At 69.1% G+C, this 25,841-nt stretch carries 28 protein-coding genes; 15 read left to right on the forward strand and 13 right to left on the reverse strand.

Annotated features, from left to right (window positions below):
• Positions 1-269: 269 nt before the first annotated feature.
• Positions 270-872, forward strand: coding sequence for a gamma carbonic anhydrase family protein (locus tag ACGFIF_RS39900; protein ID WP_393162262.1), 603 nt, complete (start codon positions 270-272; stop codon positions 870-872).
• On the opposite strand, the gene ACGFIF_RS39905 is transcribed toward ACGFIF_RS39900, so the two are convergent.
• On the reverse strand, positions 859-2,190 hold the full coding sequence (locus tag ACGFIF_RS39905) for an EamA family transporter (protein ID WP_393162264.1): 1,332 nt from the start codon (positions 2,188-2,190) through the stop codon (positions 859-861). The genes ACGFIF_RS39900 and ACGFIF_RS39905 overlap by 14 nt on opposite strands.
• A gap of 84 nt (positions 2,191-2,274) precedes the next feature.
• Here ACGFIF_RS39905 and ACGFIF_RS39910 point away from each other — a divergent pair, with 84 nt between their 5' ends.
• Positions 2,275-3,186, forward strand: a complete 912-nt coding sequence (locus ACGFIF_RS39910) for a LysR family transcriptional regulator (RefSeq protein ID WP_393162266.1) — start codon at positions 2,275-2,277, stop codon at positions 3,184-3,186.
• On the opposite strand, the gene ACGFIF_RS39915 is transcribed toward ACGFIF_RS39910, so the two are convergent.
• The 5 genes from ACGFIF_RS39915 to ACGFIF_RS39935 form a co-directional block, all read right to left on the reverse strand.
• On the reverse strand, positions 3,173-4,078 hold the full coding sequence (locus ACGFIF_RS39915; RefSeq protein WP_393162268.1) for a sucrase ferredoxin: 906 nt from the start codon (positions 4,076-4,078) through the stop codon (positions 3,173-3,175). The two genes, ACGFIF_RS39910 and ACGFIF_RS39915, sit on opposite strands and share 14 nt — an antisense overlap.
• Positions 4,079-4,118: 40 nt before the next feature.
• Positions 4,119-5,366 (reverse strand): cupin domain-containing protein, encoded by a 1,248-nt coding sequence (locus ACGFIF_RS39920; protein WP_393162270.1) that lies wholly within the window; start codon positions 5,364-5,366, stop codon positions 4,119-4,121.
• Positions 5,363-5,836: a BatC protein gene (locus ACGFIF_RS39925; RefSeq protein ID WP_393162272.1), complete on the reverse strand. Its 474-nt coding sequence runs from the start codon at positions 5,834-5,836 to the stop codon at positions 5,363-5,365. The genes ACGFIF_RS39920 and ACGFIF_RS39925 overlap by 4 nt, the downstream gene beginning before the upstream one ends.
• A 120-nt stretch (positions 5,837-5,956) precedes the next feature.
• Positions 5,957-6,991 carry an Rv2231c family pyridoxal phosphate-dependent protein CobC gene (cobC, locus tag ACGFIF_RS39930; protein ID WP_393162274.1) on the reverse strand — a complete coding sequence of 345 codons (1,035 nt, stop codon included), beginning with the start codon at positions 6,989-6,991 and terminating at the stop codon, positions 5,957-5,959.
• 50 nt (positions 6,992-7,041) lie between these two features.
• A complete protein-coding gene (locus ACGFIF_RS39935) occupies positions 7,042-7,833 on the reverse strand; it encodes a carbon-nitrogen hydrolase family protein (protein WP_393162276.1) in 792 nt (263 codons plus the stop codon).
• A gap of 73 nt (positions 7,834-7,906) precedes the next feature.
• Between ACGFIF_RS39935 and ACGFIF_RS39940 the strand changes: the two genes are divergently transcribed.
• Genes ACGFIF_RS39940 through ACGFIF_RS39950 form a run of 3 tightly spaced genes read left to right on the forward strand, consistent with a single transcriptional unit; the run spans position 7,907 to position 10,350 of the window.
• On the forward strand, positions 7,907-8,446 hold the full coding sequence (locus ACGFIF_RS39940) for a molybdenum cofactor guanylyltransferase (protein WP_393162278.1): 540 nt from the start codon (positions 7,907-7,909) through the stop codon (positions 8,444-8,446).
• Positions 8,447-8,479: 33 nt separating this feature from the next.
• Positions 8,480-9,355 (forward strand): phosphotransferase family protein, encoded by an 876-nt coding sequence (locus tag ACGFIF_RS39945; protein WP_393162280.1) that lies wholly within the window; start codon positions 8,480-8,482, stop codon positions 9,353-9,355.
• 17 nt (positions 9,356-9,372) lie between these two features.
• Positions 9,373-10,350, forward strand: a complete 978-nt coding sequence (locus tag ACGFIF_RS39950; RefSeq protein WP_393162282.1) for an NAD(P)H-quinone oxidoreductase — start codon at positions 9,373-9,375, stop codon at positions 10,348-10,350.
• A gap of 33 nt (positions 10,351-10,383) precedes the next feature.
• On the opposite strand, the gene ACGFIF_RS39955 is transcribed toward ACGFIF_RS39950, so the two are convergent.
• Entirely contained in the window at positions 10,384-10,800 is a 417-nt protein-coding gene (locus ACGFIF_RS39955; RefSeq protein WP_393162284.1) for a VOC family protein, read from the reverse strand.
• 73 nt (positions 10,801-10,873) lie between these two features.
• Between ACGFIF_RS39955 and ACGFIF_RS39960 the strand changes: the two genes are divergently transcribed.
• Genes ACGFIF_RS39960 through ACGFIF_RS39975 form a run of 4 tightly spaced genes read left to right on the forward strand, consistent with a single transcriptional unit; the run spans position 10,874 to position 15,434 of the window.
• Positions 10,874-11,449 carry a TetR/AcrR family transcriptional regulator gene (locus ACGFIF_RS39960; protein WP_393162286.1) on the forward strand — a complete coding sequence of 192 codons (576 nt, stop codon included), beginning with the start codon at positions 10,874-10,876 and terminating at the stop codon, positions 11,447-11,449.
• Between the two features lie 33 nt (positions 11,450-11,482).
• Positions 11,483-12,082, forward strand: a complete 600-nt coding sequence (locus ACGFIF_RS39965; RefSeq protein WP_393162288.1) for a PadR family transcriptional regulator — start codon at positions 11,483-11,485, stop codon at positions 12,080-12,082.
• Positions 12,079-12,801 (forward strand): ABC transporter ATP-binding protein, encoded by a 723-nt coding sequence (locus ACGFIF_RS39970; protein WP_393162290.1) that lies wholly within the window; start codon positions 12,079-12,081, stop codon positions 12,799-12,801. Before ACGFIF_RS39965 ends, ACGFIF_RS39970 begins: the two co-directional genes overlap by 4 nt.
• Positions 12,801-15,434 (forward strand): FtsX-like permease family protein, encoded by a 2,634-nt coding sequence (locus ACGFIF_RS39975; protein ID WP_393162292.1) that lies wholly within the window; start codon positions 12,801-12,803, stop codon positions 15,432-15,434. The genes ACGFIF_RS39970 and ACGFIF_RS39975 overlap by 1 nt, the downstream gene beginning before the upstream one ends.
• Here ACGFIF_RS39975 and ACGFIF_RS39980 read toward each other — a convergent pair.
• Positions 15,431-15,598: a hypothetical protein gene (locus ACGFIF_RS39980; protein WP_393162294.1), complete on the reverse strand. Its 168-nt coding sequence runs from the start codon at positions 15,596-15,598 to the stop codon at positions 15,431-15,433. The two genes, ACGFIF_RS39975 and ACGFIF_RS39980, sit on opposite strands and share 4 nt — an antisense overlap.
• A 25-nt stretch (positions 15,599-15,623) precedes the next feature.
• Here ACGFIF_RS39980 and ACGFIF_RS39985 point away from each other — a divergent pair, with 25 nt between their 5' ends.
• Both ACGFIF_RS39985 and ACGFIF_RS39990 read left to right on the forward strand, forming a co-directional pair.
• Positions 15,624-16,154 carry a CGNR zinc finger domain-containing protein gene (locus ACGFIF_RS39985; RefSeq protein WP_393162296.1) on the forward strand — a complete coding sequence of 177 codons (531 nt, stop codon included), beginning with the start codon at positions 15,624-15,626 and terminating at the stop codon, positions 16,152-16,154.
• A 52-nt stretch (positions 16,155-16,206) separates the two neighbouring features.
• Complete coding sequence (locus ACGFIF_RS39990; protein WP_393162298.1) at positions 16,207-16,815, forward strand: bacterial proteasome activator family protein; 609 nt, start codon at positions 16,207-16,209, stop codon at positions 16,813-16,815.
• A 4-nt stretch (positions 16,816-16,819) separates the two neighbouring features.
• On the opposite strand, the gene ACGFIF_RS39995 is transcribed toward ACGFIF_RS39990, so the two are convergent.
• On the reverse strand, positions 16,820-17,674 hold the full coding sequence (locus tag ACGFIF_RS39995; RefSeq protein ID WP_393162300.1) for an HAD family hydrolase: 855 nt from the start codon (positions 17,672-17,674) through the stop codon (positions 16,820-16,822).
• 583 nt (positions 17,675-18,257) lie between these two features.
• Here ACGFIF_RS39995 and ACGFIF_RS40000 point away from each other — a divergent pair.
• Positions 18,258-18,767: a WhiB family transcriptional regulator gene (locus tag ACGFIF_RS40000; RefSeq protein ID WP_393162302.1), complete on the forward strand. Its 510-nt coding sequence runs from the start codon at positions 18,258-18,260 to the stop codon at positions 18,765-18,767.
• A 179-nt stretch (positions 18,768-18,946) separates the two neighbouring features.
• Here the strand turns inward: ACGFIF_RS40000 and ACGFIF_RS40005 are convergent, their stop codons facing one another.
• Together ACGFIF_RS40005 and serS are read right to left on the reverse strand one after the other, a co-directional pair.
• The gene (locus ACGFIF_RS40005) at positions 18,947-19,741 is read right to left on the reverse strand and encodes an HAD family hydrolase (RefSeq protein ID WP_393162304.1); all 795 of its coding nucleotides are present in this window, start codon (positions 19,739-19,741) and stop codon (positions 18,947-18,949) included.
• Complete coding sequence (serS, locus tag ACGFIF_RS40010) at positions 19,738-21,012, reverse strand: serine--tRNA ligase (protein WP_393162306.1); 1,275 nt, start codon at positions 21,010-21,012, stop codon at positions 19,738-19,740. The genes ACGFIF_RS40005 and serS overlap by 4 nt, the downstream gene beginning before the upstream one ends.
• Before the next feature lie 186 nt (positions 21,013-21,198).
• Between serS and ACGFIF_RS40015 the strand changes: the two genes are divergently transcribed.
• Positions 21,199-22,791, forward strand: coding sequence for a diacylglycerol kinase family protein (locus tag ACGFIF_RS40015; protein ID WP_393162308.1), 1,593 nt, complete (start codon positions 21,199-21,201; stop codon positions 22,789-22,791).
• 86 nt (positions 22,792-22,877) lie between these two features.
• Here ACGFIF_RS40015 and ACGFIF_RS40020 read toward each other — a convergent pair whose 3' ends face one another.
• On the reverse strand, positions 22,878-23,372 hold the full coding sequence (locus tag ACGFIF_RS40020) for a DUF4446 family protein (protein ID WP_393162310.1): 495 nt from the start codon (positions 23,370-23,372) through the stop codon (positions 22,878-22,880).
• 124 nt (positions 23,373-23,496) lie between these two features.
• Here ACGFIF_RS40020 and larB point away from each other — a divergent pair, with 124 nt between their 5' ends.
• Entirely contained in the window at positions 23,497-24,216 is a 720-nt protein-coding gene (gene larB / locus ACGFIF_RS40025) for a nickel pincer cofactor biosynthesis protein LarB (RefSeq protein WP_393162313.1), read from the forward strand.
• On the forward strand, positions 24,213-25,520 hold the full coding sequence (gene larC / locus ACGFIF_RS40030) for a nickel pincer cofactor biosynthesis protein LarC (protein WP_393162315.1): 1,308 nt from the start codon (positions 24,213-24,215) through the stop codon (positions 25,518-25,520). The genes larB and larC overlap by 4 nt, the downstream gene beginning before the upstream one ends.
• Here the strand turns inward: larC and ACGFIF_RS40035 are convergent.
• Positions 25,517-25,837 (reverse strand): cupin domain-containing protein, encoded by a 321-nt coding sequence (locus ACGFIF_RS40035; RefSeq protein WP_393162317.1) that lies wholly within the window; start codon positions 25,835-25,837, stop codon positions 25,517-25,519. The two genes, larC and ACGFIF_RS40035, sit on opposite strands and share 4 nt — an antisense overlap.
• Between the last annotated feature and the right edge of the window lie 4 nt (positions 25,838-25,841).

Below are 25,841 nucleotides of genomic sequence, written 5' to 3' on the forward strand. Positions count from 1 at the left end.
CCCGAGCCTCAGTGCGGAAGTGTCACCACCAAGAACCCTCAGAATGTCACCGATGTCCTGATGCAGAACCGTCACCGATGTCCTGCGACATGACATTCGCGGTTTCTCCAACACCCGGATCGCCCGCGCGACCGAACCTCCCACCTCCGACGTGGACGGCCGCCGGGCACCGCCGCCCGGGTAGTGAGGGCCCGGGCAGTGGAGATCCGCCGCTCGAACCTGTACAGCTGACGAGGACGAGGTGATGCTCAACGGAGGGACAGCGCTGAATGCTGCTCGAACACCGCGGCCGACGACCGGTCGTGCCCGAATCCGCTTATGTCGCGCCATCGGCAGTGCTCTGCGGCGCCGTCGTACTGGCTGAAGGCAGCAGAGTCCTGCATGGTGCCGTGCTGACGGCGGAGAACGGCGAGGTCCGTCTCGGTACGAACAGTGTGGTGATGGAGAACGCTCTGGTGCGCGGCCGGGCCGACCATCCCGCCCTGCTCGGCGACGCGGTCCTGGTAGGTCCCCATGCACACGTGAACGGCGCCACGGTCGAGGACGAGGTCTTCATCGCCACGGGCGCCGCGTTGTTTCCCGGTTCGGTCGCCGGCGCGGGCGCGGAACTGCGGATCAACAGCGTGCTGCACGTGAACTCGCGTCTGGAACCTGGCGCGGTCCTCCCGATCGGGTGGATCGCGGTCGGCGATCCGGCTGAGCTCTTCTCGCCCGACCGGCACGAGGAGCTCTGGCAGATCCAGCGCGACCTGGACTTCCCCGGCACCGTGTACGGCGTGCCCCGCGGCACGCCCATGCGCGACATCATGTCCCGCCAATCCACCTTCTTCGGCGCCCACCTGGACGACCGTCAGCTACCTACCCCGGACTGAGCACGCCTGACTCTCCGGTCGGCGAGGGCTGGTCGGTCCGTGAGGGCTGGTCCGTCGGCGAGAGCTGGTCCGTCGGCGAGGGCTGGTCGGTCAGCGGGCGCTGGTCGGTCCGCGAGGGCTGTCCGGTCGGCGGGCGCTGGTCGGTCGGCGAGGGCTGCTCTGTTGGCGGAGGCTGGTCGGTCCGTGAAGGCTGGTCGGTCCGTGAAGGCTGGTCGATCCGTGAAGGCTGGTCGGTCCGTGAGGGCTGGTCTGTCGGCGGGGGTGGAGCGTGGCGGGGCGCGGAGGTGCGTTCTGCGCCCATGCCGGCGAGGACGACGAAGGCAATGCCGAAGGCGGGGAGGAGGCCTGGTGCCTGGTGGAGGAGGAGCCAGCCGACGAGGAGCGCGAGGGCTGGTTCGAGGCTCATCAGGGTGCCGAAGACGCCTGCGTCGAGGCGGCGGAGGGCCAGGTACTCGAGGGTGAACGGGATGACCGGAAGCAGCAACGCCAAGCCGAATCCGATCGCCACGAGCTCCCAGGTCATCAGCGGGATCGTGCTCGGTCCGGCCACCGCGGTCGCCACCAGAGCTGCGACCGGGATGGACACACCCATGCCCTGAAGTCCTGACACGTTGTCGCCGACATGCTGGGTGAGCAGGATGTACGACGCCCAGCACACCGCGGCGGCGAGAGCGAACACCACGCCCAGCACATCCAGCGAACCCACTGCTGCCGAGCCACTCACGAAGCGCCACGGCTGGGTCAGCAACATCACGCCGACGAGAGCCAGCGCGGGCCACACCAGCCCGGCTCGACCCCGCGCCGAGCGAGACCTCCGCGAGCCGGCGCGGGAATCGCCAGCGCCGCCCCACGAGCCGGTGCGCGAATCGCCAGCGCCACCCCACGAGCCGGTGCGCGAATCGCCAGCGCCACCCCACGAATCCGTGCGGGAATCGCTAACGCTGCCCCGCGAGTCGGTGCGGGAAGCGCGAGCGCCGGCTCGGTTTCGCAGGACGGCGACGCTTAGTGGTCCGAGGAACTCTAGCGCGCTCGCGACACCCAGCGGGATGCGGGCTGCGGCCGCCATGAAGAGGAGGGTCATCGCGCCCGTTGCGACACCCAGGCCGACGGCGGCGACGAGGGAGCGGCGGTCGAAGGCACCGACCCGGGGGCGGAACAGAACCAGCACGATCACCGCCGCGAAGCTCAACCTCAGCCACGCGGCACCCTCGGGCCCCAGTCGGTCGAACAGACTGACCGACACCGCGAGACCGAGTTGGACGAAGCTCATCGCCAGAACGGCGAAGGCCACGCCGGTACGGCTCTCTCGGGTGCTCATGCCGTCCAGTGAAGCTCGCCAATCCGTTCACGTCCACGTGAGAATCATGGACATACCGTTCGCGGAAGCTGAACAATTAGGCCCATGGACGTACGCCGTCTCGAGCTCCTGCTCGCCCTGTCGAGACTCGGGTCGATGCGAGCGGTCGCGGAGACGCTCGGGGTGACCACCTCGACCGTTTCCCAGCAGATCGCCGCGCTCGCCCACGAGGTCGGCGTCCCACTGCTCGAGCCCGACGGGCGACGGGTCCGGCTCACCCCAGCCGGGCGGCGGCTGGCCGGTCACGCGGTGGACATCGTCGCCGCGGTCGAGGCGGCCCGCGCCGACCTCGATCCGGCGGCCGATCCGACCGGCACGGTCCGCGTGGCCGCGTTCCACACCGCCATCCGGGACACGCTGCTGCCGGTCGTCCACCGGCTGGCCGCCGCGCATCCCGCCGTACGGCTGGAGATCCAGGAGCAGGAGCCGCCAGAAGCGCTGGATCTTCTCGAGCGCGGCCAGGTCGATCTCGCGGTGAGCTACGACTACAACCTGGCGCCCGCGAACCTCGACCCCGTCCTTCAGGTCGCCCGACTGTGGCACGCAACCTGGGGCCTGGGGGTGCCTTCTCGCTCCCGCCGTACGTCCGGCACGTCAGCCGAGGTGCTCGCTGCCTTCGCCGAGAGCGACTGGATCGTGAACTCCCGCCATGCCGGGGACGAGCAGGTCGTACGCACCATCGCCTCGCTGGCCGGCTTCGAACCACGCGTGACGCACCGCGCGGACAGCCTCCCGCTCGTGCGGGAGATGATCCTCGCCGGTCTCGGCGTCGCCCTGCTACCGACCGGCAATCCGAAGACCCCGGGCATCTCGGTACGCCGGTTGCGCGACCCGGAGCCGAGGCTCCGCGCGTACGCCGTCACCAGGCGCGGTCGAGGCGACTGGGCGCCACTGGCCTTGGTGCTCGGCCTTCTCGAACAGCAGCGCCGAGCCCCGGACGCTGTCAGCTGGACGTGATCCCGTGGAACTGGAAGCGGCGGACCGTGGCGGGCGCAGTGCCGGCGCAGGTCAGCTTGGCGTCGACCGTGTCGAGGTGAGCCGACACTTCGACGGTGATCAGACCGGTGCCGGACAAGGCGAGATCCACCTGCCAGTGGTTGCCGGCCAGTTGGCGGAGAGCTCTGGGGCCAAGGTCATCGACGACGAGTGAGTGCCCTGCGGCGCGAGCGAAGTGCTGCGCAGCCTGCACCGGCGGGACGAAGGCACCCGATCCCCGGAGGAGGTCAGGCACGACGAGTCCTTCGTCGTAGTGCTTGGCGAGCTCGACGGCGCGAGGTGCTGCGACGTGACCGTAGAACAGCCCATGCGGCAGTACGACGACATTCGCGGCGAACCGGTCACCGCCGACGTGACTGCACTCCCACGTGCGCTCGGGATACGCAGCCGCCAACGCCGCCGCCACCGGTCGCCCTCGTACGGCGCAACACGCGTCGTGCCGCCCGTGCGTGCACACCAAGTACACCGGCTCGTGACTGACCTCGCCCGGATCCGCCCCGCTGAGCACCTCCAACAAGTGCTCGTCTGACGGCAACACACCCCACCGCACCGACTCACGCCCAGGCCGGCAATCCACCAGACCCCACCGCCGCGGCGCCGAACGATCAATCCGCCCGTACCGACGGATCAACGCGGGCCGATACCCAAGCTCGGCGCACCGCCGCGCGACCTCGCCAGCGGAGTGGCTGAGGGCGGTGAGTGCGTTGCGGGGCCACGGGTTTCGGGATTCGATCAGCAGCCAGCGTTCGGCAGGTGGGGCGGTGGCGACCAAGCTGTCGCCGCGCCAGTCGGCCAATGCGGCACAGCCAGTCTCCGCCCGGTACCTCTCAGCCACACCGTCCGCCCGCCTCACACCGCAACTCTACTGTTGCCCGCTGCAACCAATCCACGGCTTACGAGGTGGTCGTCACCAGGACTGCCTCAGTGAGCAGCCGCCGGACCAAGACCAGCTGATCTGCCTCGTCGAGCCCCGGAAGGTCACCGACCTTGTGGTCGGCACCGGAGCAGACCGCTTGGACGGCATCCGCCGTCATCGCGGGCAGCGTGATCGTGCGATCGGGAAGCTGCAGAACCACAGGATCCCCCGGTACGACGCGGCACCGAAGGCCGGCCCGCAGGCGCACCGTCGTACCGACTGCCAAGGACGCGATCGAAGCGGCGTGGGCCAACGGTGCCAGCGGGGCGGGACGAGTGCTGGACCAAGTACGACGGCGCAGGCGCGCAGCCAACTCGTCAGATGTCGCGAACTGGATCTTCTTCACGAAGAGGTCCACCACCTCCGGCAAGACCTCACTGACCTGCGCAGGGTCGCCAGCATCGAAACCAAGCGGCAACGCAGCACGCAACGCGGCCTGGTCCGCAGCAAGCGCAGCAAGCTCCTGCACGAGCAGATAGCGCGTCATCGTGTGCAGTCCGACAGTCAGGTGCGCACTCACCCCACCCAGCGCCTTCGCCGAGTGCAGGAAACCCCGTGGCACGTACAGCGCGTCACCCGGCCGCAGTACCTCGTCGATCACCGGAGCCTGGTCACGCGCAGCCGCCGCTACGGCCTGCGAGTGGTCCGTCCACGGCTGGTTGCGCAGCGGGTCCAGGTGCACCGGCTCGTGCACAGTCCAGTGCTTCTCACCGGCGACCTGTAGTACGAACACGTCATGGACGTCGTAGTGCGCAGAGAACCCCTGTGACTCGGCAGGAGTGATGTACGCGTTGATCTGCACCGGGTGACCCGCGTCCACCGACAGCTGCGCGCCGAAGTCGACCAGCGCCGGCCAGGTGCGGTGCAGCGCCTGCAGTACGACGGTGTGCCCGCTGGCGAAGAGCGCTGCCACCTTGTCGTCGCGCACCTGGTCCGCGATCTCCGCACCCACACCGCCCGAGCCGGTGAACTGCCCGTCGCCGACAACCGCACCGTTCTTCGCGATGCGCAGGAACGGCGTACGGAGGCCGCGGCGGGACAGCAGCTCGTCCGCGGCCTCCAAGCTGAACAGGTCGTCGTACGGCGCCGGCAGGTCGGGGCCGCGCGACAGCAGAGCCCGCGCGCCCCAGTAGGAACGCGCGAACTCGTCCAGATCACCCGCTACACAGCGCCGGAGAGCCGGGCGCTCGTCCGGCAGCGGCCCGGCCTCCGGCACCGTCCTCACCAACTTCCGGAGCTCCCGCTGGCCCCACTGTCGGCGCCACCGTCTGCCCCGCCGTCGGTCGCGTTCTCGTCGGCGCCACCGTCAGCAGGACCTTCGGAACCGCCCCCAGCACCACCATCGGCACCTCCGTCGGCGCCACCGTCGCTGACACCAGGCGACGCGCCGCCGTCCGCGGGACCCTCACCACCGCCCGCGCCGCCGTCGGCACCACCATCCGTGCCACCCGGCGTCGCCCCGCCATCCGCAGGTCCCTCACCACCCGAGCCATACCCACCGGCCCCGCCGTCCGCACCACCATCGGTAGCACCCTGGCTGGCACCGCCGTCCGCAGGTCCCTCGCCGGCTGAGCCTCCGTACTCGCCGGCGCCGCCGTCGGCACCGCCATCCGTCGCACCCGCGGTCGCGCCACCGTCCGCCAGACCCTCGTCACCGTCGGACGAGGTCGTCATGTCGTCGTTGTTGAGACTCATGTTCGCTGCTCCCTTCGCAAATGGCCGCGAGTGCCGGACATCGAGCGGGCACTCTGCGACCATCCTGTGCGCAAATGGAGGACGGACTAAACCCCGCCAGAGTTACAGCGACGACTCGGTTCAACCGCGGAGATCGCGCCACACCTTCACGAAGGCCTCGGTGATCTCTTCCGGACGGACGGCGATCCGCAACCAGTCGGGCCCGAGACCTGGAAACGTGTCACCCCGGCGAACGGCAAATCCCCGTTCCCGCAAGGCCTCTCGCAGTACGTCGGCGCCCTCGACCTGCACCAGCACGAACGGCGCGCGCGGCACGCCGTACGTCGTCACCCGCGGCCCGACCGGACCGTCCAGAGCGTCCAACAGATAGGCACGCTGGCGCTCGATGTCGAGAGCAGCCTGGGCCGCCTCGGCGACGGCATGCTCGTTGCTGCAGGCAATTGCCGCGGCCAGCGCAGGAGTGGACACCGGCCAATGCGGCTGAACCGCCGCCAACTGCTCGATCAGTCCCGGCGCGGCGAGTACGTACCCGACCCGCAGGCCGGCCAGACCCCAGGTCTTGGTCAGGCTGCGGATCACGACCAGCCCCGGGATCGAGGCGCCGGCGAGGGATTCCGGTTCGCCCGGTACGGCGTCCATGAACGCCTCGTCGACGACCAGGATCCGGTCGGGCCGCGCCAGTTCGCGGAGATCGTCGGCGCGGTGCAGCACGGAGGTGGGATTGGTCGGGTTGCCGATGACGACCAGGTCCGCGTCGGCCGGTACGGCGCGCGGATCGAGCACGAAGCCGTCCTCAGGCCGCAGGATCACCCGGTCCACCAGATGCCCGGCCGACCGCAGCGCCGCCTCGGGCTCAGTGAACTGTGGATGCACCACGACCGCATGCCGAGGCCGGAACGCGCGCGCGATCAACACGAACGCCTCCGCGGCCCCAGCCGTCAGCAGCACCCGGTCCGGCGTCACCCGGTGCCGCGCGGCGACGGCCGCCACTGCCGCGTCCTGCCGTGGGTACGACGCCAGGTCGCTCAGACTGCCCGTGATCTCGTCGACCAACCAGGCCGGCGGAGTGCCGACCCGGACGTTGACCGCCAGATCGACCAGCCCACCCCCCACCTCGAGATCACCGTGATGCTCCAGATCAAACGCATCGGCCACCCCAGGAGGCTAACCGCTCCCGATCCCGAAGTGGTCTGTGAGTCCGCGCACTACAGCGGGGTGACTCTGTACCGGCGGTTCTTCAGGGACGGGTTTCGATGCCGTACGTCGGCCACCCGGTCCGCGGACAGCTCCGCGAAGGCCTGGCCGTCGGCTTCACCGGCGGATGCGATGGCGACACCTTGGGGGTCGATGACCTGGCTGAGGCCGCAGTACTTCTTGCCGTTCTGGGCGGCCGAAACCACATAGCAGGTGTTCTCGACGGCACGCGCGGTCAGCAGGGTCGTCCAGTGGTGCTCTTTCAGCGGGCCGCGCACCCAGGCCGCCGGTACGACGAGGGCCTGGGCACCGGCGTCAACAAGCGCCCGGGACAGTTCCGGAAAGCGCAGGTCGTAGCAAGTCATCAGCCCGAAGGACAGCCCGCCCACCGAAACAACCACCGGCGCGACATCGCCGGCCGTCAGCTGATCGGACTCCTTGTACCCGAAGGCGTCGTACAGATGGATCTTCCGGTAAGCACCCAGCAGCGAGCCGTTCGCGCCGACCGCCAGCAACGTGTTGTACGGACGGTGCTGGTCGCAGCTGCGTTCGAACATCCCCGCCACGATCGCGACCCCGTGCTCCACCGCGCTCTTGCGCAGCGTGGCGACGAACTCCCCGTCCAGCGCCTCCGCGGCCTCCGCCACCGAGCCGCCCTCGACCGCGAAGTCGGACATGATCGCTTCCGGCAGGACGACGAGGTCCGGCCGTTCCCGAGCAGCGTCAGCGACGACCCGGGTCACCAGTTCGCGGTTGGCGGCCTTGTCGTAGCTGCTGGCGGTCTGCACCACGGCGATCTTCACGCTTCCATGGTGCCGCATTCCCGCCACCCCGGGCCCCGCCACGCGACGTACGAGCGGTTGGCACACTGTCAGCGTGGAGTACGACGCGTTGGTGCTGGCCGGGGGTGGGTCGACCCGGTTCGGCGGGGTGGACAAGGCCATGTTGGTGCTCGAGGGCGTCACCATGCTCGACCGGGTGCTGACGGCAACGGAAGACGCCAAGTCGACCGTGGTGGTCGGCCCGGTCCGGACCACGTGCCGCCCGGTCGACTGGACCGTCGAGGCCCCACCGTCCGGCGGCCCGATGGCGGGAATCGCGGCCGGACTCGCCCACGGCACCACTCCCGTCGTCGTGGTGCTCAGCTGCGACCTCCCCTGGCTGACCAAGGGCGACATCACCAACCTGATCAACGGGCTCGGCGACCACGACGGCCACGGCCTACGCGACACGGAAGGCCACGAACAACACCTCGCCACGGCCTACCGTCGGACCAAACTCACCGAAGCCATCCAGCAGGTCGGCGACCCCCGAGACAAGTCGGTACGACGCTCCCTGGTCGGCCTGGACCTGATCTGGTCCGCGCCGACTCGGGCCGGCCATGACGTGGACACCTGGGCCGACCTCGACGACTGAATAACCGGTGGACACCACTCCTACGGTGAAGTCGTGGACATCGAGGCGATGGTTGCCCAGGCCTGCCCCGGCAGCGAGATCGCCGAAGTCGTACGGCGTACCGGCGGCCAGCTCAGCACGGTCTTCGAGGTACGACGTACCGCCGCCGAACCGCTGATCGTCAAGGTCTACACACCCGAGTGGGCCTGGAAACAAGCCAAGGAAGTCCACGTCTACGGCCTGCTCGAAGCACAACTGGTCGGCGCGGTCCCCAGAGTCATTCATGTCGGCGACAGCTTCACCATCCTGACGAAACTGGACGGCGTACCACTGTCCGAGACCGATCCGTCCGACTGGCGGGCGACGTACCGACAACTCGGACAACTCCTCGCCGCGATCCATCGCATCGAGCAGCCGGCGTACGGCTATCTCACCGACGAGATCCTCGACCCGTTGCCGGACAACCCGCGGTACATGCGTCGCCAGTTCGCCAAGAAACTCAAGGAATTCGAGGACCTGAACGGCGATCCCGCACTACACAAAGGCATTCGCGAGTACGTCGAGACGCACGCCGTACTCCTCGACAACGCCACGACGCCGGTCCTGTGTCACAACGATTTCCACGAGGGCAACGTGCTGGTGGAGCCGGCGATCGGGCGCGTCACCGGCTTCATCGACGTCGAGAACGCGATCGCCGCCGACCCGCTGATGGACCTCGCCAAGACGCAGTCCTACTCCATCCACGGCGACGAACAGAAGCTTGCCGGCCTCCAGGAGGGGTACGGCGACCTGCCACCGGACTGGCGGGAACGGACCACTCTCTACCGGCTCTACCACTCGCTTGAACTATGGGACTGGTTCGCTTCGATAGGCACCACCGTTCACCTCGACGGCATCGCCCGAGACATGGCCGAGATCGTCCGAACGTAACGGGTACCGTGTGCAGCATGCGAGCTGTCGTATGTGAGGGTGCCGGCGGAATCGAAGTTCTCCGGATCGGCGAGATCGAGGATCCGACACCGGCCGTCGACGAGGTCGTCATCGACGTGGTCGCGGCCGGGGTGAACCGGCCCGACCTGCTCCAGCGGAAGGGTCTCTATCCGCCACCGCCGGGCGCGCCGGGGACGCTCGGGCTCGAGGTGTCCGGGACCATCTCCGCGGTCGGCGCCGAGGTCGAGGGCTGGTCCGTCGGTGACGAGTGCTGCGCCCTGCTCGCGGGCGGCGGGTACGCCGAGAAGGTCGTCGTACCGGCGCCGCAGGTGATGCCTGTCCCCGACGGGCTCGACCTGATCAGCGCCGCGGCGCTACCTGAGGTGGTCGCCACGGTGTGGGCGAACGTCTTCATGACCGCGCACCTCAAGGAGGGCGAGACCCTGCTCGTCCACGGCGGCGCGTCGGGGATCGGGACGATGGCGATCCAGCTCGCGGTCGCGCATGGCGCGCGGGTGCTGACCACTGTCGGCAGCACGGACAAGATGGAGTTCTGCACCCGGCTCGGCGCCGACGTCGCGATCAACTACAAGGAAGCCGAGTGGGCGTCAGTGGTGAAGGAGGCGACCGGCGGCGCCGGCGCGGACGTCATCCTCGACATCATCGGCGCGAAGTACCTGTCCGACAACGTGAAGACCCTCGGGTACGACGGACGCCTCGTGGTGATCGGCCTGCAGGGCGGCACCAAGGGCGAGCTCGACATCAGCCGGCTGATGAGCCGTCGCGGCTCGATCACCGGAGCCCTTCTCCGTGTCCGTTCCGTGGCGGAGAAGGGCCACATCCTCAGCGAGGTCGTCGGCCACGTCTGGCCGCTGATCGCGGAGAAGAAGGTGCGCCCGATCGTGCACACCACCTTCCCCCTCGACCAGGTCGCCCAGGCGCACGACACCCTCGAGCAGTCCGCCCAGATCGGCAAGGTCCTGCTCACCGTCTGAGGGCGGCAGGACCATCTCAGGGCGGAAGGCAGCTCACGTCGCCGGGAAGTTGGCGGCCAGCCAGTCCGGATCCGGGGCCACCAGCTGGATGACGTCCAGCCAGGTGCCCTCCGGGTCGCGGACGAAGAAGTGACGCTGGCCGAACACCTCGGTGACCACCTCTGACTCGAGCGTCACGCCCGCCTCGATCAGGGACTGCGCGACCTTGTCCGCGTCCTCGACGACGAAACCGAACACGTTCGTGCTCTCGGTCAGCTGGTTCACCGCGGCCGGAACCGTCTCGTGGCCGCGCTGACAGATGGCGATCTCCCAGTCCGCCTCACCGCGACGCAAGGTCAGGAACCAGCCGAGGTCGAGGGTGAGCTGCAGATCGAAGTGCTGCTGGTAGAAGGCGGCGACGTCCGCCGGTCGGTCGGTGACCACGGTGGCGCCGAATGCGGCGGGTTGCATACGTTCTCCTGACTACTACAGCTGTCGTTGTTGTGTACGACAGTTGTAGTGGATCTCTGCTAGCCTTGTCAACATGCCCAGGAACCCGGAACGCCGTACCCAACTCGCCGACGCAGGCCTGGCCGTCCTCGCGGAAGCCGGCGCCCGCGGCCTGACCCACCGAGCCGTCGACGCGGCGGCGGGACTCCCGGCCGGTACGGCGTCCAACTACTTCCGCACTCGGGACGCGCTGCTCGGCGCCCTCGGCGAGCGGATCTTCGAGCGACTCGCCCCGGACGAGGCCGTCCTGGAGCCACTGTCCAAGCGCGAACCGACGATCGACCTCATGGTCGACTACGTCCACTACATCGTCGAGCGACTGCTCGGCCGGCCCGAGCTGTCGCTCGCCCTGCTGGAACTGCGCCTCGAAGCGGCCCGCCGACCCGGCCTGCACGAGATCCTGTCCCGCACCCTGCGGCAGGGCTTCGACGCCGACGTCGCCTTCAACTCCAACGCCGGCCTGCCCGGCGGCGCCGAGGAGATCCGCCTCCTCCACTTCGCCATCGACGGCCTCGTCCTCGACCACCTCACCCCTGGCACCGGCCGCCCGTACGACATCGAGAAGACCACCGAGCGCCTCGTCCGTCGCCTGGTCGACGGCAACCGTTGACTCGAGCATACTCAGTATGCATACTCAGTATCCATGTCGATCAAGCACGGATTGCTGGCCCTGCTCCGCAAGGAGCCGAAGTACGGCTACCAACTGCGGGGTGAGTTCGAGGCGGCGACCGGTGCGACCTGGCCGCTGAACATCGGGCAGGTCTACACCACGCTCACCCGCCTCGAGCGCGACGGACTGGTCCGGGCCGCGTCCACCGAGGGCGACGGCCGGTCGATGTACGAGATCACCGAGGCCGGCCAGGCCGAGCTGGCGAACTGGTTCGACACCCCGGTGACCCGCGAATCGCGGCCTCGCGACGAGTTGGCGATCAAGCTCGCGCTGGCTCTCGCCGTACCGGGAGTGGACGTGAGTGCCGTCGTCCAGCGCCAGCGGATGTCGACCATGCAGTCCCTGCAGGAGCTGACCAAGCTCAAGCGCACCAGTCGTGACGCGGACATCTCCTGGCAGCTCGTGCTCGAATCGATGATCTTCGCCGCCGAGGCGGAGATCCGCTGGCTCGACCACTGCGAAGCGATGCTGTTACGCCACCGCGCCAAAGCATCCACCGATACGACGCCGACCGGGACGACACCGGCCGCCGTACCCGAGCCGCACGAAGATCACCTGGGGGCCCAGCGATGAGCACGATCCTCGACCTCCGCAATCTGACCAGGACCCACGGACAGGGCGAGCAGGCGGTCCACGCCCTCCGCAATGTCGACCTGTCCGTCGAGGCGGGCGAACTCGTCGCGGTGATGGGTCCGTCCGGTTCCGGCAAGTCCACGCTGCTCACCTGCGCCGGCGGACTCGACCAGCCCACCGCGGGTCAGGTGCTTGTCGACGGCAACGACCTCACCACGCTGAGCCGCAACGCGGTCGCCGCGCTGCGGCGGCGCCGGATCGGCTATGTCTTCCAGGACTTCAACCTGATTCCCGCCCTGACCGCGGCCGAGAACGTCGCACTTCCGCTCGAACTCGACGGCACCCGGACCCGGACCGCCCGCAAGTACGCCGAAGCAGCCCTCACGGAGGTGGCCATCGGTGAACTCGCCGACCGATTCCCCGAAGACATGTCCGGTGGCCAACGGCAACGAGTCGCCATCGCCCGCGCGATCGTCGGCGAACGCCGCCTGCTCCTGGCCGACGAACCCACCGGTGCTCTGGACTCCGACACCGGCGAAGCGGTCCTCCAACTCCTCCGCGACCGCTGCGACCAGCACGGCATCGCCGGAGTCCTCGTCACCCACGACGCCCGGCACGCAGCCTGGGCCGACCGCGTCGTCTACCTGCGCGATGGTGTGCTGGTAGGCCAGTCCGGCCCGCTCCCCGACGCCGATGCCCTGCTGCAGGAGAGCCACTGATGGGCGGCTGGGGACCACCCCTTCGGATCGCCCGCCGCACGACCAGACGATCACTCGGCCGCACCTTCCTGGTCGCGGCACTGATCGGTCTGCCGGTTCTGGCTGCGACCTGGATGGGCGTGGTGCTGAAGACGAGCAGTCCGACCGGGGAGACGCTGGCCAGGTTGAGCATCGGTCAGGCGGACGCGCGCGTGGACGTCTCGCAGTACGGCAGGTTCGCACCGATGGACATGCCGCATGTGCTGGGATCGGGCGAGCCGGCGCCCGCGGAGGGTGCCGAGAAGCCGGTCCGGGTCCCGGCGACGTTCGATCCGCGCACGTTGCTGCCGGCGGGTAGCACGGTGGCGAGAATGATCGTCGACGCCGGTACGACAGACATCCAGGGACCGTCGACGACCAGCACGGTCAGCGTGCTGACGGGTGACGCGCAGAGTCCGCTCGCCAAGGACACGATCCGGCTCGACGAGGGTCGCTACCCCACGTCGCGATCGGAGGTGGCGATCTCACCGGCGCTCGCGAAGTACCTCGGCATCAGTGACCTCACCGGTGCGACGGTGCGCAGTGCGGACGGGACGTCGTACGCGGTCGTCGGTGTTGTCCGTCCGGCGAACCAGCCGTGGGCAAGGACCATTCTCGCGCCTACCGGCACATCGCTGGTGGCCGTCGATCCGACCGCTTCCGTCCGGTACCTGGTCGACCTGCCCGACTCGGTCGACGCGACCACACTCGCCGGACCGCTGCGCAACCACGGCCTGTTCTTGTTGCCACGGGCAAATATCGTGAACCCGCCGCCGGACATGTACAGCAGCGGATCGGGCGACATCGCCCCGTACGCCGCGATGGCGCTCGCGATCAGTTTCGGCATGCTGGAGATCGTGCTGCTCGCCGGTACGGCGTTCGCGGTCGGAGCTCGCCGGCAGACGCGCGAACTCGGTCTGGTGATGGCGACAGGCGGTACGGCGCGCGACGTACGCCGGATCGTCCTGCTGCAAGGGTTGTTCGCCGGTGTGGTCGGGGTGACGACCGGTCTGCTGCTGGCAGCCGTCGTACTGATCGCCGGGAAGCCGCTGTGGGAGCGGATGAACTCGCAACTGTTCCTGTCCTGGCAGATCCCGTGGGTCAGCGTGATCGTGATCGCGCTGCTCGGTGTGCTCGCCGGTCTGGCGGCGGCGGTCGTTCCCGCGGTGAGTGCCGGCCGGCAGGCTCCGCTCGCCGCGCTGGCCGGCCGGTTCGCGGCGACCATCGGCAAGGCGAAGGTCCGCAAAACCGCTGTGGTGATGGTGATCGCGGGTGTCGCCCTGGTCCTGGCCGGCAGCACGATGCTGGCGTCGGCGCTCGCCGAGGCGAGGCGCACGGTGCCGGACGAGGCCGGCTATCAGGCCACCGTGACACCGACCGGGCCGATCGCCCTTGTTCTGCTGGGGATCACCGCAGTGATCGCGGGGCTCGTCTGGTTGCTGCCCAGCCTGGTCGGACAGCTGTCCGGCCTCGCCGGACGCCTGCCACTGAGCGGTCGGCTGGCGTTGCGCGACGCCGCCCGGCACCGGCACCGCACCGGACCGGCCACCGCGGCGATCATGATGGCCGTCGCCGGCACGGCCGCGGTCGCCTTCGCAGCATCGAACGCGATCGCCGCGGAGGCGAAGGAGTACATACCGGCAGGTCGATCGGGCAACGCGATCCTGCCGTTCGGTACCGGCTCGGTGCCGTACTCGGCCGCAACGGAGCAGCGCGTCGCATCCTTACTGCCGGTCCAGAACACCTACCGCATCGGCAACATCACGGCGCCCGGGGTGAAGCCGATCGGCGAGTACGGGTACGTCCCGTCCATCTTCGCCCGAGCACCCGAGACGACCAACGGAGAAGGCGGCTTCAATCTGCTCGTGGTCGATCCGGCATACGTCGGGAAGTTCGCCGGCCTCGAGGGCGCGGCCACGGAGCTGCGGGCCGGCCAGATCGTGCTGCCCAAGGCGGACCTGACCACCAAAGACAGCGTTGAACTGATCAGCGACACCTCGACCGGCGGCAAGCGGATCGACCGTCACCCAGCGGTCTACGCAGGCGGCATACCGGCGATTCAACTGCTGCGGGACAGCGCGCTCATCAGCCCGCAGGCAGCGGCCAAGCTGGGCACGGTGGACACGCTCCAGGTCGAGTACGAGCTGAGCCGTACGCCGTCCGACGAGGCGCTGGCCGCCGCGAATCGACTGCTCGGGCACGACGACCTGGTGACCGTCGAGCAGGGATACCAGAGCCCCGCGCGTCTGTTCCTGATCGGGATCCTCGCGGCGGCGACCGTGGTCACGCTGCTCGGGGTGGCGATCTCGGTGTCGTTGTCCGCGGCGGAGGGCCGGGCCGACCTGGCGACGCTCGCGGCGATCGGTGCGCAACCACGCCGGCGGCGGAACCTAGCGGCCGCGCAGGCGTGGGTGCTCGGGCAGCTCGGTTGCGTACTGGGCGTGGGTGTCGGTGCTCTCTACGGCTATACAGCGCACGCGGCCTTCGGATCACCGCATTTCGTGGTGCCTTGGCTGGAGATCGGCGGCATCGTGATCGTCGTACCGCTGTTCGCCGGGCTCCTCGCCTGGTTGATGACGCGGTCGCGACTGCCCATGGTGAGCCGGATCGACTAGCTGGCGACGCGGGCTTGTTCGGGGTAGGCAACCGGGTACGGCGGTGTGCTGGTGACTCTCCACTGACCGCAGGCACACCGCTGGTAGACGACCAGGCCTTCACTGACCTGATGGGAGGACGCCACCGTCCAACGGTGGCGGTGGGCTTCGAGTCTGGCTGTCATGGATCCATCGTGATGTAATGCCATTATGCATCTCAACCCTTACGGCGCCGACGCGGTTCTGTTGGCCGTCAACCTCGTCATGCGGCCGGCCAACTCGCCTGCGGAGTTGGCCGAGCGCTGTGAGGAGAGCGGCGTCGAAAGCCGGCTGGTCCGCGAGCGCAATGTCACCGACGCCGACCTCGCCGCCGTACGGGTTGCGCTGGACGAGTGGCTCGCAGTGGTCGACGCGAAGGACGAGCAGACGCGGGTCGACCTGGTCAACGCGATGCTGGCGAAGTACACCGAGCATCCGCGGCTGACCAACCACGCGGGCGACGGCTGGCATGTGCACTACCGGCCGGACAAGGTCCCGGTCGGGCGACTGGTCGCGACGCTGATCAGCACGGGTACGGCGTTGCACCTCGCGGGCCGTGGCATCACCCGGCTCGGCCGCTGCGCGACGGACGGTTGCGACAACGTGTACGCCGACCTGTCCCGGACCGGCCGGCAGCGGTACTGCAGCCCCGCCTGCGCCAACCGCGACGCCGTCCGCCGCCATCGCGCTCGCTCGTCGTAATCACTCACAGCCCACAGGCCGTGGCAGCCGGGACCCGGCCTAGGATGGGCAGATGAGCGAGAGCAGCAGCGAGGGCCAGGAGATGCCGATGGCCGGGGCGCGGACCGAAGACGGCAAGGTGCTGATCGTCGGGCCGGACGGCATGGCCGTCGAGGGGCCGCCACGCTCCGACGCCGACGACGAGCAGGAGGAGCCGCGCTCGGTGACCGAGCTCGTCGAGCAGCCGGCCAAGGTGATGCGGGTCGCGAACATGATCCGCAACCTGCTCGAGGAGGTGAAGTCGGCCCCGCTCGACGAAGCGTCGCGGCAGCGGCTGAAGTCGATCCACGAGGCCTCCATCAAGGAGCTCGAGAGCGGCCTCGCACCGGAGCTGGTCGAGGAGCTGGAACGGCTCAGCCTCGACTTCACCGACGACAGCGTGCCGACCGAGGCCGAGCTGCGGATCGCGCAGGCGCAGCTGGTGGGCTGGCTGGAAGGCCTGTTCCACGGCATCCAGACGGCGTTGTTCGCCCAGCAGATGGCGGCCCGCCAGCAGCTCGAGCAGATGCGTCGCGCACTGCCCGGCGGCCAGCAGATCCACGGCGAAGAGGTGCCCGGCTTCCCGGGCGCGCCGCAGGCCACCAACACCGACGGCCCCGGCAGCGGCGGGTTGTATCTGTAAGCCCTTAATTCAAAGGCTGAAACAACTCTTCGAGGACGGCGGCGACGCCGTCCTCGTCGTTTGACGGGCAGATGGTGTCGACCATCGCCAGCACCTCGGCGTGCGCGTTGGCCACCCCGTACGACGTACCGGCCCAGGCGAGCATCGGCAGATCGTTGATCGAGTCACCGAAAGCGATCGACTCCGTCGCCGAAATCCCTTGCGTAGCGGCGAAATCGGCCAGCATCGCCGCCTTCGACACACCGCTCGCCGAGATCTCCACCAGGCTCGTCCCGCCGCTGTGGCTCGCGGTGACCCGACCGGCGACCACCGGGTTGATGCGGGCCAGCAACTCGTCGGAATGCCAGCTGGGATGACGGACGAGCAGCTTCGCGGCCGGCTCGGACAGCAGCACCTCGATACCGGCGACCAACGTGTCGTCGGGCTTCGGCCAGCGGTTCACGTACTGCGGCTCCTGTCCGTAGCGGTCGGATCGCTCGATCGCGAACTCCACGTCGGGAATCTCGGCCCGGATCGCCTGGGCCACCTCGAGGGCGACCGCCGGGTCGATCAGCCGGGTCCGGATCGCCTGCCGCCGTACGACGTCGTACAAAATGGCGCCGTTGGCAACGATTGCGACACCGTGTTCGCCGACCAGGTCGGCCAGGTCGTGCAGCCAGCGAGGTGGCCGGGCGGTGACCATCACGAAAACACTTCCGGCATGTTGGGACGCGAGCACAGCTGATCGGGTCCGCGCCGAGATGGTTCCGTCGCGGCGTACTAAGGTTCCGTCAAGATCGGTGGCGATCAGACGGGGTGGGCGGAGGTTGTCGGGTGCCGTCACCGCACCACCGTATCCGGACTTCTGAGGAATGCTCATTACCCCTCCCGGCCATCCGGCGCAAGCGATCCGGGCCCGGATTGAGACCTTTCTGACCAATCTGATTGAGCCTTGAACAACGTCACCAGACCGTTACGGCAGGATGCTGCAAAGGCAGCAAGTTCCCCTGCGCAGCACGGTTTACGCGTGATTTCATGCGGTGGTCTGGCGGGGAACCGGGGGCGATTCGGCCGCGTCGTAAGCCTGTTCTGGATCAGCGCGACTGATGCAGCCCCACCCTGGAAGCACATACAAACGTCGAAGAACTGTTGTGGAGTTGGCTGCAACCAAAACCACAGCAGCGGCGTCAACAGTTATGGATCGGTGCGTCCCACGCCGGGGCGACAACGGTGGGTCGGCAACAGTTCGTCGATCCATCAGCTAGTGGATCCGCATGGCCGAACGTCATTCGTCGTTCGTTCACACGGGTCCTGATACTTGGGGAGCCACGATGACCGTCAACAGCGCCAATCTAGCGGGATCAGGGGGCAGCAGTTCCCGAGCCGCTGTCGACACATCTTCCAGCACGGAAGGGGCACTGACCGGCTGCATCGCCCGGTCGGACATTTTCCAGCACCGCCTGATGGAAGAGCCGCCGCCCGCCTCCGCCACCCGGCGGACCCGCGAGCGGTACGAACAGCTCGTGCGGGAGGCGAAGGCCTTGTGTGCCTCGTGTCCGCTGTTCACCGACTGCCTGTACAGCGCGGTTGCCGAGCACGATGTCAGCGGTTTCGTCGCCGGAACCACTGCCGCACAACGGCGTTCGATGCGCAACCTGCTCGACGTCGAGGTGCAGGCCGACGACTTCGACCAGCTCGCCGGGGCCCGTGGGACCCGCCGGCCGGTCAGCCACGAAGAGGTGCTGCGGCTGCGGACGCAGTACCCGAACGACAGCCTCGAGTCGCTGGCCATGCGGCTCGGATGCTCGCTGTCGACGGTGAAGCGTCACCTGCGCCGGGCGCGCCGCGGTCAGAGCCCGGCCGTCAAGACCCCGCGGCCGCGGCCGCAGGTCAGCGCCGTGCTCGACGCCTTCGACACGGTCGTCGACCAGCAGCGCCAGCCACGCCGGACCGGTGGCAGCCGCGTCGCCTGATCCGATACTCGGCCCGCCAGCGGACTATCGGACTCTGAACGCGAAGGCCCGGAACCCCTGCGAACGCAGGAGTTCCGGGCCTTTCGGTTGCTTTCGGCAAGCTCTTGCTGTCAAGTCTTTCGATACTGCTCGAAAGGTGTTGGCAGCACCGTCGCCATGGGTTCGACTGGACGGGTGGGTCAGAACCAGCGATTGAGGACAGCGGCGACGCCGTCGTCCTGGACCGACTTGGTCACCTCGTCGGCGGCCGCCTTCACCTCGTCCGGCGCCGACCCCATCGCGATCCCGAGACCGGCGTACGTCAGCATCTCGATGTCGTTGCGTCCGTCCCCGAGTGCGACCAGGCCGGAGCGGTCCAGGTCGTACTGCGCGAGCGCGACCTTCAGCCCGGTCGACTTGTCCACACCCTCGGGGGCGATGTCCAGCCACGCGGTCCAGCCGACGAAGTAGCTGACCCCGTGCAGGCCGAGGCGTTCCGCCAGGTGGACGAAGTCCGCCTCCGACTGCTCCGGGTCCCGGATGATCAACCGGGTCACGGGTTCCGGCGCCAGTTCGTCGGGACCGACCACCCGGATCTGCGCGTCGGCCCCGAGGTCGCCGTCCGGGAACGGCGCGGTGACCAGGTAGCTGCCGTCGTACTCCTCGACCGCCATCCGGGCGTTCGGCGCGTGCTGGCGCACCGACGCGATCACCGTCGTCGGGTCGAAGGTCCGCTCGTCGACCACCTCGCCGGCCGGGAACCGGAGCGTCCGCGCACCGTTGCTACAGACAACCAATGCGCCGGCGGCCAGACCGAGTCGCTCGACCACCGGCCGGGTGGTCTGCCAGCCGCGGCCGGTGGCCAGGATCACCGGTACTTCGGCAGCGGTCCGCCGGACCGCGTCGATCACCGCCGGCGACAGCTGATCGTCGTGGTCGAGCAGGGTGCCATCGATGTCCAGGGCAACGGCCGTCGGCCGCGGCGTGTCCGTCATTTGCCAACCGGTTCGAGGACCTCACGACCGCCGACGTACGGACGCAGTGCGGTCGGCACCCGGACCGAGCCGTCGGCCAACTGGTGCGTCTCCAGGATGGCGACGATCCAGCGGGTGGTGGCCAGCGTCCCGTTCAGCGTCGCGACCGGCTGGGTCTTGCCGTCGGCGTCGCGGTGCCGGATGTTCAGCCGGCGGGCCTGGAAGTCGGTGCAGTTCGACGTCGAGGTCACCTCGCGGTACCGGCCCTGCGTCGGCACCCACGCCTCGCAGTCGAACTTCCGGTACGCCGAGATGCCGAGGTCACCGGTCGCGGTGTCGATCACCCGGTAGCTCAGCTCCATCTTGTCGAGCATCTCCTTCTCCCAGTTCAGCAGCCGCTGATGCTCCGCGGCAGCTTCCTCGAGGGTGCAGTAGGAGAACATCTCGACCTTGTCGAACTGGTGGACGCGGATGATCCCGCGGGTGTCCTTCCCGTGCGACCCGGCTTCCTTGCGGTAGCACGACGACCAGCCGGCGTACCGCAGCGGACCGTCGGACAGATCCAGGATCTCGTCCATGTGGTAGCCGGCCAGCGCGACCTCGGACGTGCCGGTCAGGTACAGCTCGGGGTCGTCGAGCCGGTAGACGTCGTCGTGCGCCGACAGGTACCCGGTGCCGCCCATCACCTCGGGCTTGACCAGCGTCGGCGTGATCATCGGGGTGAAGCCGGCCTCGACCGCCTGCTGGATGGCCAGCTGGAGCATGCCGAGCTGCAGCAGCATGCCGGCGCCCTTGAGGAAGTAGAACCGCGAGCCGGAGATCTTCGCGCCGCGTTCCATGTCGATCGCGCCGAGCAGCTCGCCCAGCTCGAGGTGGTCGCGCGGCTCGAAGCCCTCGGCGGCGAAGTCGCGGGGCTTGCCGACCTCCTCGACCACGACGTAGTCGTCCTCGCCGCCGACCGGGGCGTCGTCGGACACCAGGTTCGGGAGCGCGCGGGCGAGCTCGTCGAAGCGGTTCCCGGCCTCGTTCGCGGCGGCCTCGGTGGCCTTCACCTCGGCGGCCAGCGCCTTGGTCCGCTCCAGCAGCGCGGCCCGCTCGTCGCCCTTGGCCTGGGCGACCTGCTTGCCGAGACCCTTCTGCTCGGCCCGCAGCGCCTCGAAGGCGGAGATGGACGATCGACGCTCACTGTCTGCGACCAGGATCTGGTCGACCAGGTCCGCACTCTCACCGCGCTTGGTCAGGGCCGCGCGCACGACATCGGGGTTCTCACGGAGCAGTTTCGCGTCAATCACACGATGAGGGTATCGGGGCGTGTCAGAAGGGGCGAAGTCTATTCGGGATGATGGGCTTGCCTCATCGAGGGATGTTGGTGCGTCTAGCGGTGGTCCAGCGGGCGTCTAGGGCGCCGCTAGACGTGCCGAACGTCCCTTGATGAGGCAACTGCTCCAGCCGATGTTTGAGGGGGAATCGAGCGGGTCATGAACCACCATCCACCCAGTTCGGTCGGCCGTGCGCTCACGGTCGTGCTGGGTGCGCTGCCGTTCATCGTGATCACCCTGCTCGTCGCCAACCACTGGGCCCCGCTGGAGCGCTGGGACGAGTCCGTCTCCGCCCGGGCCGCGTCGTACGGCACCACCCGCCCGAACATGGTGGATTTCTGGCAGGTGACCGGCGACGTGTTCCTGCCCTGGGCGATGCGGGCGGTGATCGTGATCGTCGCGGTGTACCTCTGGCACCGGCGGGCCCGGCTGCTGACGGTCTGGCTCGTGGTCACGGCCGGCGCGGAGCTGGGCCTGGTCGCCGCGGTCAAGCACATCTTCGACCGGCCCCGGCCGGCCCAGATGCTGGTCGAGAACGACGGCTGGTCCTTCGTCTCCAGCCATGCCACCGCCGCGTTCGTGATGGCCGGCGCGCTGGGCGTCGTCCTGCCGTCGGTCCGGGGGTGGCGGCGCCGGTTTCGGCTCCTGGTGATGCTGCCGACGATCGCGGTGGTCTGGATCGCGTCGGCCGACCGGATCGCGCTGAACGTGCACTACGTGTCCGACGTGCTCGGCGGCTGGGCGCTCGGCCTGGCCATCCTCACCGCCACGTCGATCGGGTTCGGGCTGCGACCGGGGCTGCGGCGACGGCGTCGTCGTACCCCGACGAATGACGACGGTACGACGATCCCGCCCCGGGCGGCCGTGATCGTGAACCCGATCAAGGTCGGCGACGGGGTGGCGTTCCGCCGGAAGGTGACCCGGTCGCTGGCGGTCCGGGGGTTCGACGACCCGCTCTGGCTGGAGACGCGCGAGGACGACGCCGGGAACGCGATGGCCAAGCGGGCGATCGAGAACGAGTCGGACCTGGTGCTGGTGGCGGGCGGCGACGGCACGGTCCGGGTGGTCTGCGCGGCTTTGGCGCACACCGGGATCCCGGTCGGGGTCATCCCGGCGGGCACCGGCAACCTGCTGGCCCGGAACCTGCACATCCCGCTCGACCTGGACGACGCACTCGAGCGGATCCTGGAGGGCCGGGACCGGCGGATCGACATGGTCAAGGTGCACGGTGACGAGCTGGACACCGACCGGTTCGCGGTGATGGCCGGGCTCGGGCTGGACGCGGCGATCATCTCCGACGCCCCGCCGCACCTGAAGCGCCAGATCGGCTGGACGGCGTACCTGGTGTCGGCGGCGAAGAACATCAACCACCCGTCGGTGCGGGTCCGGATCACGCTCGACGAGGAGGAGCCGATCGAGCGCCGGGTGCGAACCGTCGTGGTCGGCAACGTGGGCATGTTGCAGGCGAACATCCCGCTGCTCCCGGACGCCCGCCCGGACGACGGCCTACTCGACGTGGTCGTGATCGCGCCCCGGCGGGTGACGCAGTGGCCGATCGTCGTCTGGCGGCTGATGACGCGGACGAACCGCGCCGACATGTACCTGGAGCGGTTCACCGGGCGGAAGGTGGAGATCACCGCGGAGGTCGACGTCCAGCGGCAACTCGACGGGGACCCGATCGGGCCGGGGCGCTCACTGACGGCCGAGATCGAGGCCGGGGCGCTGGTGGCTCGGGTGCCCAAGCGCCGCTGACGTTCTTGGCCGGCCGCTGCTTGGCTGGGCGCTGCTTGGCTGGACGGTGGTTGGCTTGGCGCTGCTGGCTTGGCGCTGTTGGGGGTTCAGCTTTCGACGGTCGGGCCGGCTTCCTTGCGGAGGGTGTCGATCGCCTCTTCCTCCTCGGGCGACAGCTTGGCCTCGCTCGCGAACGCCCGGACCTCCTTGGCGTACGTGCGCGCGTCTGCCCGGCTGTTGATCGACGTCAGCACGACCCCGTCGCCGTTGTCGTCCAGCAGTGCCATCGACCAGGACAACTTTCCGCCGGTGTCACCGAAAGCGTCGTACCGGACCACCGCCAGGTGCTGCAGCGTCTCGCGCAGCTCCCCGCGGGTCACCTCGATCTCCTTGCCCAGCTTCCGCAGCTCGGATCGGACCGTGCCCGGCTTGGCTCCCGGCTGGTCCCCCAGGGGCTCCGGCTCGGGGGTGGGCGTCGCGGGCAGCTTGGCCGATTTGGCGGCACCGGACTGCCCGCGCAGCGCCTGGATGGCGAACACCAGGGCGAGGACCGCCACGAACAGAGCGGCGATCCCGAATGCACCGGCTAACGTCGAAGACACGCACGGAAGCCTAAAGCATCTCTTGTCATACTTGAGTATTCAGGCGATCGCGGAGAGTACCCGGGTGGTGCTTCTCAGTGGACCACACGACGTGCTGGTGTCAGGCGCAACGTAGATTCACGACGTGACACATTTGCCTGACCCAGGTCCCCAGCCGGGCGTCCACGACCTCGGATACGCCCGGCTCGACACCGATCGGCTGGAGCGCACCGGCGATGCCGAGGTGGTGTACGGCGCCGGCAAGACCCCCGCCCAGGTGGTCGAGTTGCTGAGCACCCTGCACGCCACCCACCCGTCCCACGCCGTACTGGCCACTCGCCTGACAGTGGAGGCGCAGGAGGCCGTTGCCGCCGCTCTGCCGACCGCAGTGGTCGATCCAGTCGGCCGTACGGCGGTCCTCGGTGAGCCACCCGTACTGCGGGGGACAGTCGCAGTCGTAGCCGCCGGTACGTCGGACGCCCCCGTGGCAGCCGAGGCAGCGACCACTGCTCGGGTGTTCGGCGCCGAGGTGGATGTGGTCAACGACGTGGGTGTCGCGGGGCTGCACCGGGTGATGGGGGTGCGTGAGCGCCTGGACGCGGCGGACTGCCTGATCGTCGTCGCGGGTATGGAGGGTGCGCTCCCGAGCGTGATCGGCGGACTGGTCGGCGTACCGCTGGTCGCCGTACCGACGTCGGTTGGGTACGGCGCTTCGTTCGGCGGGGTCGCGGCGCTGCTCGGGATGCTCAACTCGTGCGCGCCGGGTGTGACTGTGGTGAACATCGACAACGGCTTCGGGGCCGGCGTGTTCGCGGCCCGGGTGGCCCGGCGCTCGGCACCTCGCGAAACCAAGGAGAACCAGTGAGGATCGCCTGGATCGACTGCTCCGCCGGCGCCTCCGGCGACATGCTCCTGGGCGCCTTCCTGGACGCCGGCGCCGACCTCCCGGCCATCAACGCGGCCGTAGCCGCCGTAGACCCATCGCTGTCCGTCACAATCACCCGCACCGCCCGCCACCAAATAGCCGCCACCAAAGCCACGGTGAGGGTCGACGGCGCGCCCCACCCCGAAAACCTCCCCGACACCGGCCACGGGCACGGTCATGGGCACGGGCATGGCGAGGAGCAGGCCGCCCCCTCCACCATCAGCGAGGAGCGGAGCTCCGAGCAGGCTGCTGGGCACGGGCACAGCCACGGGCCTACCCGGGCCTGGGCTGATGTTCGGGAGCTGCTCGAGCGGGCCGACCTGCCCGAGGCCGTGCGGACCCGGGCTCTGGACACGTTTGCGCGGCTGGCTCGGGCTGAGGCTTCGGCGCACGGGGTCGAGCCGGATGCGGTGCACTTTCACGAGGTCGGGGCGCTGGATGCGATCGCGGACATCGTCGGCGTCGCAGCAGCTTCAGTCTCACTCGAGCTCGACCGAGTCGTGGTGTCGACGATCGCACTCGGTGGTGGTCGCCAGGTGCGCGGTCAGCACGGCGGCATCCCGATCCCCGGCCCCGCCGTACTCCACCTGCTCTCCGAGGCCGAAGCCCCGGTAGTCGGCGGCACCGCGCCGTACGAAATGACGACACCGACAGGTGCCGCGCTGCTCGCCACGCTGGCCGACGGGTTCGGCATGATCCCGCCGATGCGGATCACCCGGACCGGCGTCGGCGCCGGCGGCCGCGACCCGGTCGAGGTGCCGAACCTCGTCCGCGTGGTCGTCGGTGAGACCACCGACCGCCCGGCGACCGAGCTCGTCTACGAGACCAACGTCGACGACCTCGACCCACGCCTTTGGCCGCAGACCCTCGCCCGCCTGCTCGAGGCCGGCGCGGCCGACGCCTGGCTGACCCCGATCCTGATGAAGAAGGGCCGCCCAGCGCACACCCTCTCGGTCCTGGTCAGCAGCGTGAACGCGGACGCGGTCCGCCGCGTGATCCTGACCGAGACCACGGCGATCGGCCTGCGCGAGTTCCCGATCAGCAAGCACGCCGCCGACCGCGAGTTCACCAGTGTCGAGGTCGACGGCCAGCGGATCAGCATCAAGATCGCCCGGTACGACGGTCAGGTCGTCAACGTGCAGCCCGAGTACGACGACGTCGTGGCGGCCGCGGCCGAGCTGAAGCAACCGGTGAAGGTCGTCCTCGCCCGAGCCGTCGCGGCGGCGGAACCCCTCTGGCGCTAACGCCGGCCGGTGTAGGGAGGAGCGAAGAACACCAGCAGCGCCAGATCCTCGGTGATGTCGGTAAACCGATGCTCCTCCTCGGCCGGGACGAACAGGACGTCGCCCGGCCCGACCGGCTCGGATCCGCTGGGTGTCACCAGCGTCGCCCGGCCGGTCGTGACGACATAGATCTCGTCCTCGTGATGCGGCAGCTGGTCGTCCACCCCGCCGGCCGGGATCGAGTAGGTCCCCACTGTCATCGACTCGTTCCGGAACTGCTCCACGTAGTCGTTCGGCTCGCGGCGTACGAAGGCGCCCGCCCCCACCAGTTTCTTCACCCGG

The organism is Kribbella sp. NPDC049174, from assembly GCF_043197365.1.
Taxonomy (GTDB): Bacteria; Actinomycetota; Actinomycetes; order Propionibacteriales; family Kribbellaceae; genus Kribbella.

Bases quoted from the DNA above. Each gene is read 5' to 3' on its own strand.
- ACGFIF_RS39985 (WP_393162296.1), top strand. From the start codon at position 15,624: ATGCATCTCAACCCTTACGGCGCCGACGCGGTTCTGTTGGCCGTCAAC.
- ACGFIF_RS39950 (WP_393162282.1), top strand. From the start codon at position 9,373: ATGCGAGCTGTCGTATGTGAGGGTGCCGGCGGAATCGAAGTTCTCCGG.
- ACGFIF_RS39955 (WP_393162284.1), bottom strand. From the start codon at position 10,800: ATGCAACCCGCCGCATTCGGCGCCACCGTGGTCACCGACCGACCGGCG.
- ACGFIF_RS40005 (WP_393162304.1), bottom strand. From the start codon at position 19,741: ATGACGGACACGCCGCGGCCGACGGCCGTTGCCCTGGACATCGATGGC.
- ACGFIF_RS39925 (WP_393162272.1), bottom strand. From the start codon at position 5,836: ATGAGTCTCAACAACGACGACATGACGACCTCGTCCGACGGTGACGAG.
- ACGFIF_RS39980 (WP_393162294.1), bottom strand. From the start codon at position 15,598: ATGACAGCCAGACTCGAAGCCCACCGCCACCGTTGGACGGTGGCGTCC.
- ACGFIF_RS39975 (WP_393162292.1), top strand. From the start codon at position 12,801: ATGGGCGGCTGGGGACCACCCCTTCGGATCGCCCGCCGCACGACCAGA.
- ACGFIF_RS39960 (WP_393162286.1), top strand. From the start codon at position 10,874: ATGCCCAGGAACCCGGAACGCCGTACCCAACTCGCCGACGCAGGCCTG.
- ACGFIF_RS39905 (WP_393162264.1), bottom strand. From the start codon at position 2,190: ATGAGCACCCGAGAGAGCCGTACCGGCGTGGCCTTCGCCGTTCTGGCG.
- ACGFIF_RS39965 (WP_393162288.1), top strand. From the start codon at position 11,483: ATGTCGATCAAGCACGGATTGCTGGCCCTGCTCCGCAAGGAGCCGAAG.
- ACGFIF_RS40000 (WP_393162302.1), top strand. From the start codon at position 18,258: ATGGAAGAGCCGCCGCCCGCCTCCGCCACCCGGCGGACCCGCGAGCGG.
- ACGFIF_RS40015 (WP_393162308.1), top strand. From the start codon at position 21,199: ATGAACCACCATCCACCCAGTTCGGTCGGCCGTGCGCTCACGGTCGTG.
- ACGFIF_RS39910 (WP_393162266.1), top strand. From the start codon at position 2,275: ATGGACGTACGCCGTCTCGAGCTCCTGCTCGCCCTGTCGAGACTCGGG.
- ACGFIF_RS39990 (WP_393162298.1), top strand. From the start codon at position 16,207: ATGAGCGAGAGCAGCAGCGAGGGCCAGGAGATGCCGATGGCCGGGGCG.
- ACGFIF_RS39970 (WP_393162290.1), top strand. From the start codon at position 12,079: ATGAGCACGATCCTCGACCTCCGCAATCTGACCAGGACCCACGGACAG.
- ACGFIF_RS39995 (WP_393162300.1), bottom strand. From the start codon at position 17,674: ATGAGCATTCCTCAGAAGTCCGGATACGGTGGTGCGGTGACGGCACCC.
- ACGFIF_RS39900 (WP_393162262.1), top strand. From the start codon at position 270: ATGCTGCTCGAACACCGCGGCCGACGACCGGTCGTGCCCGAATCCGCT.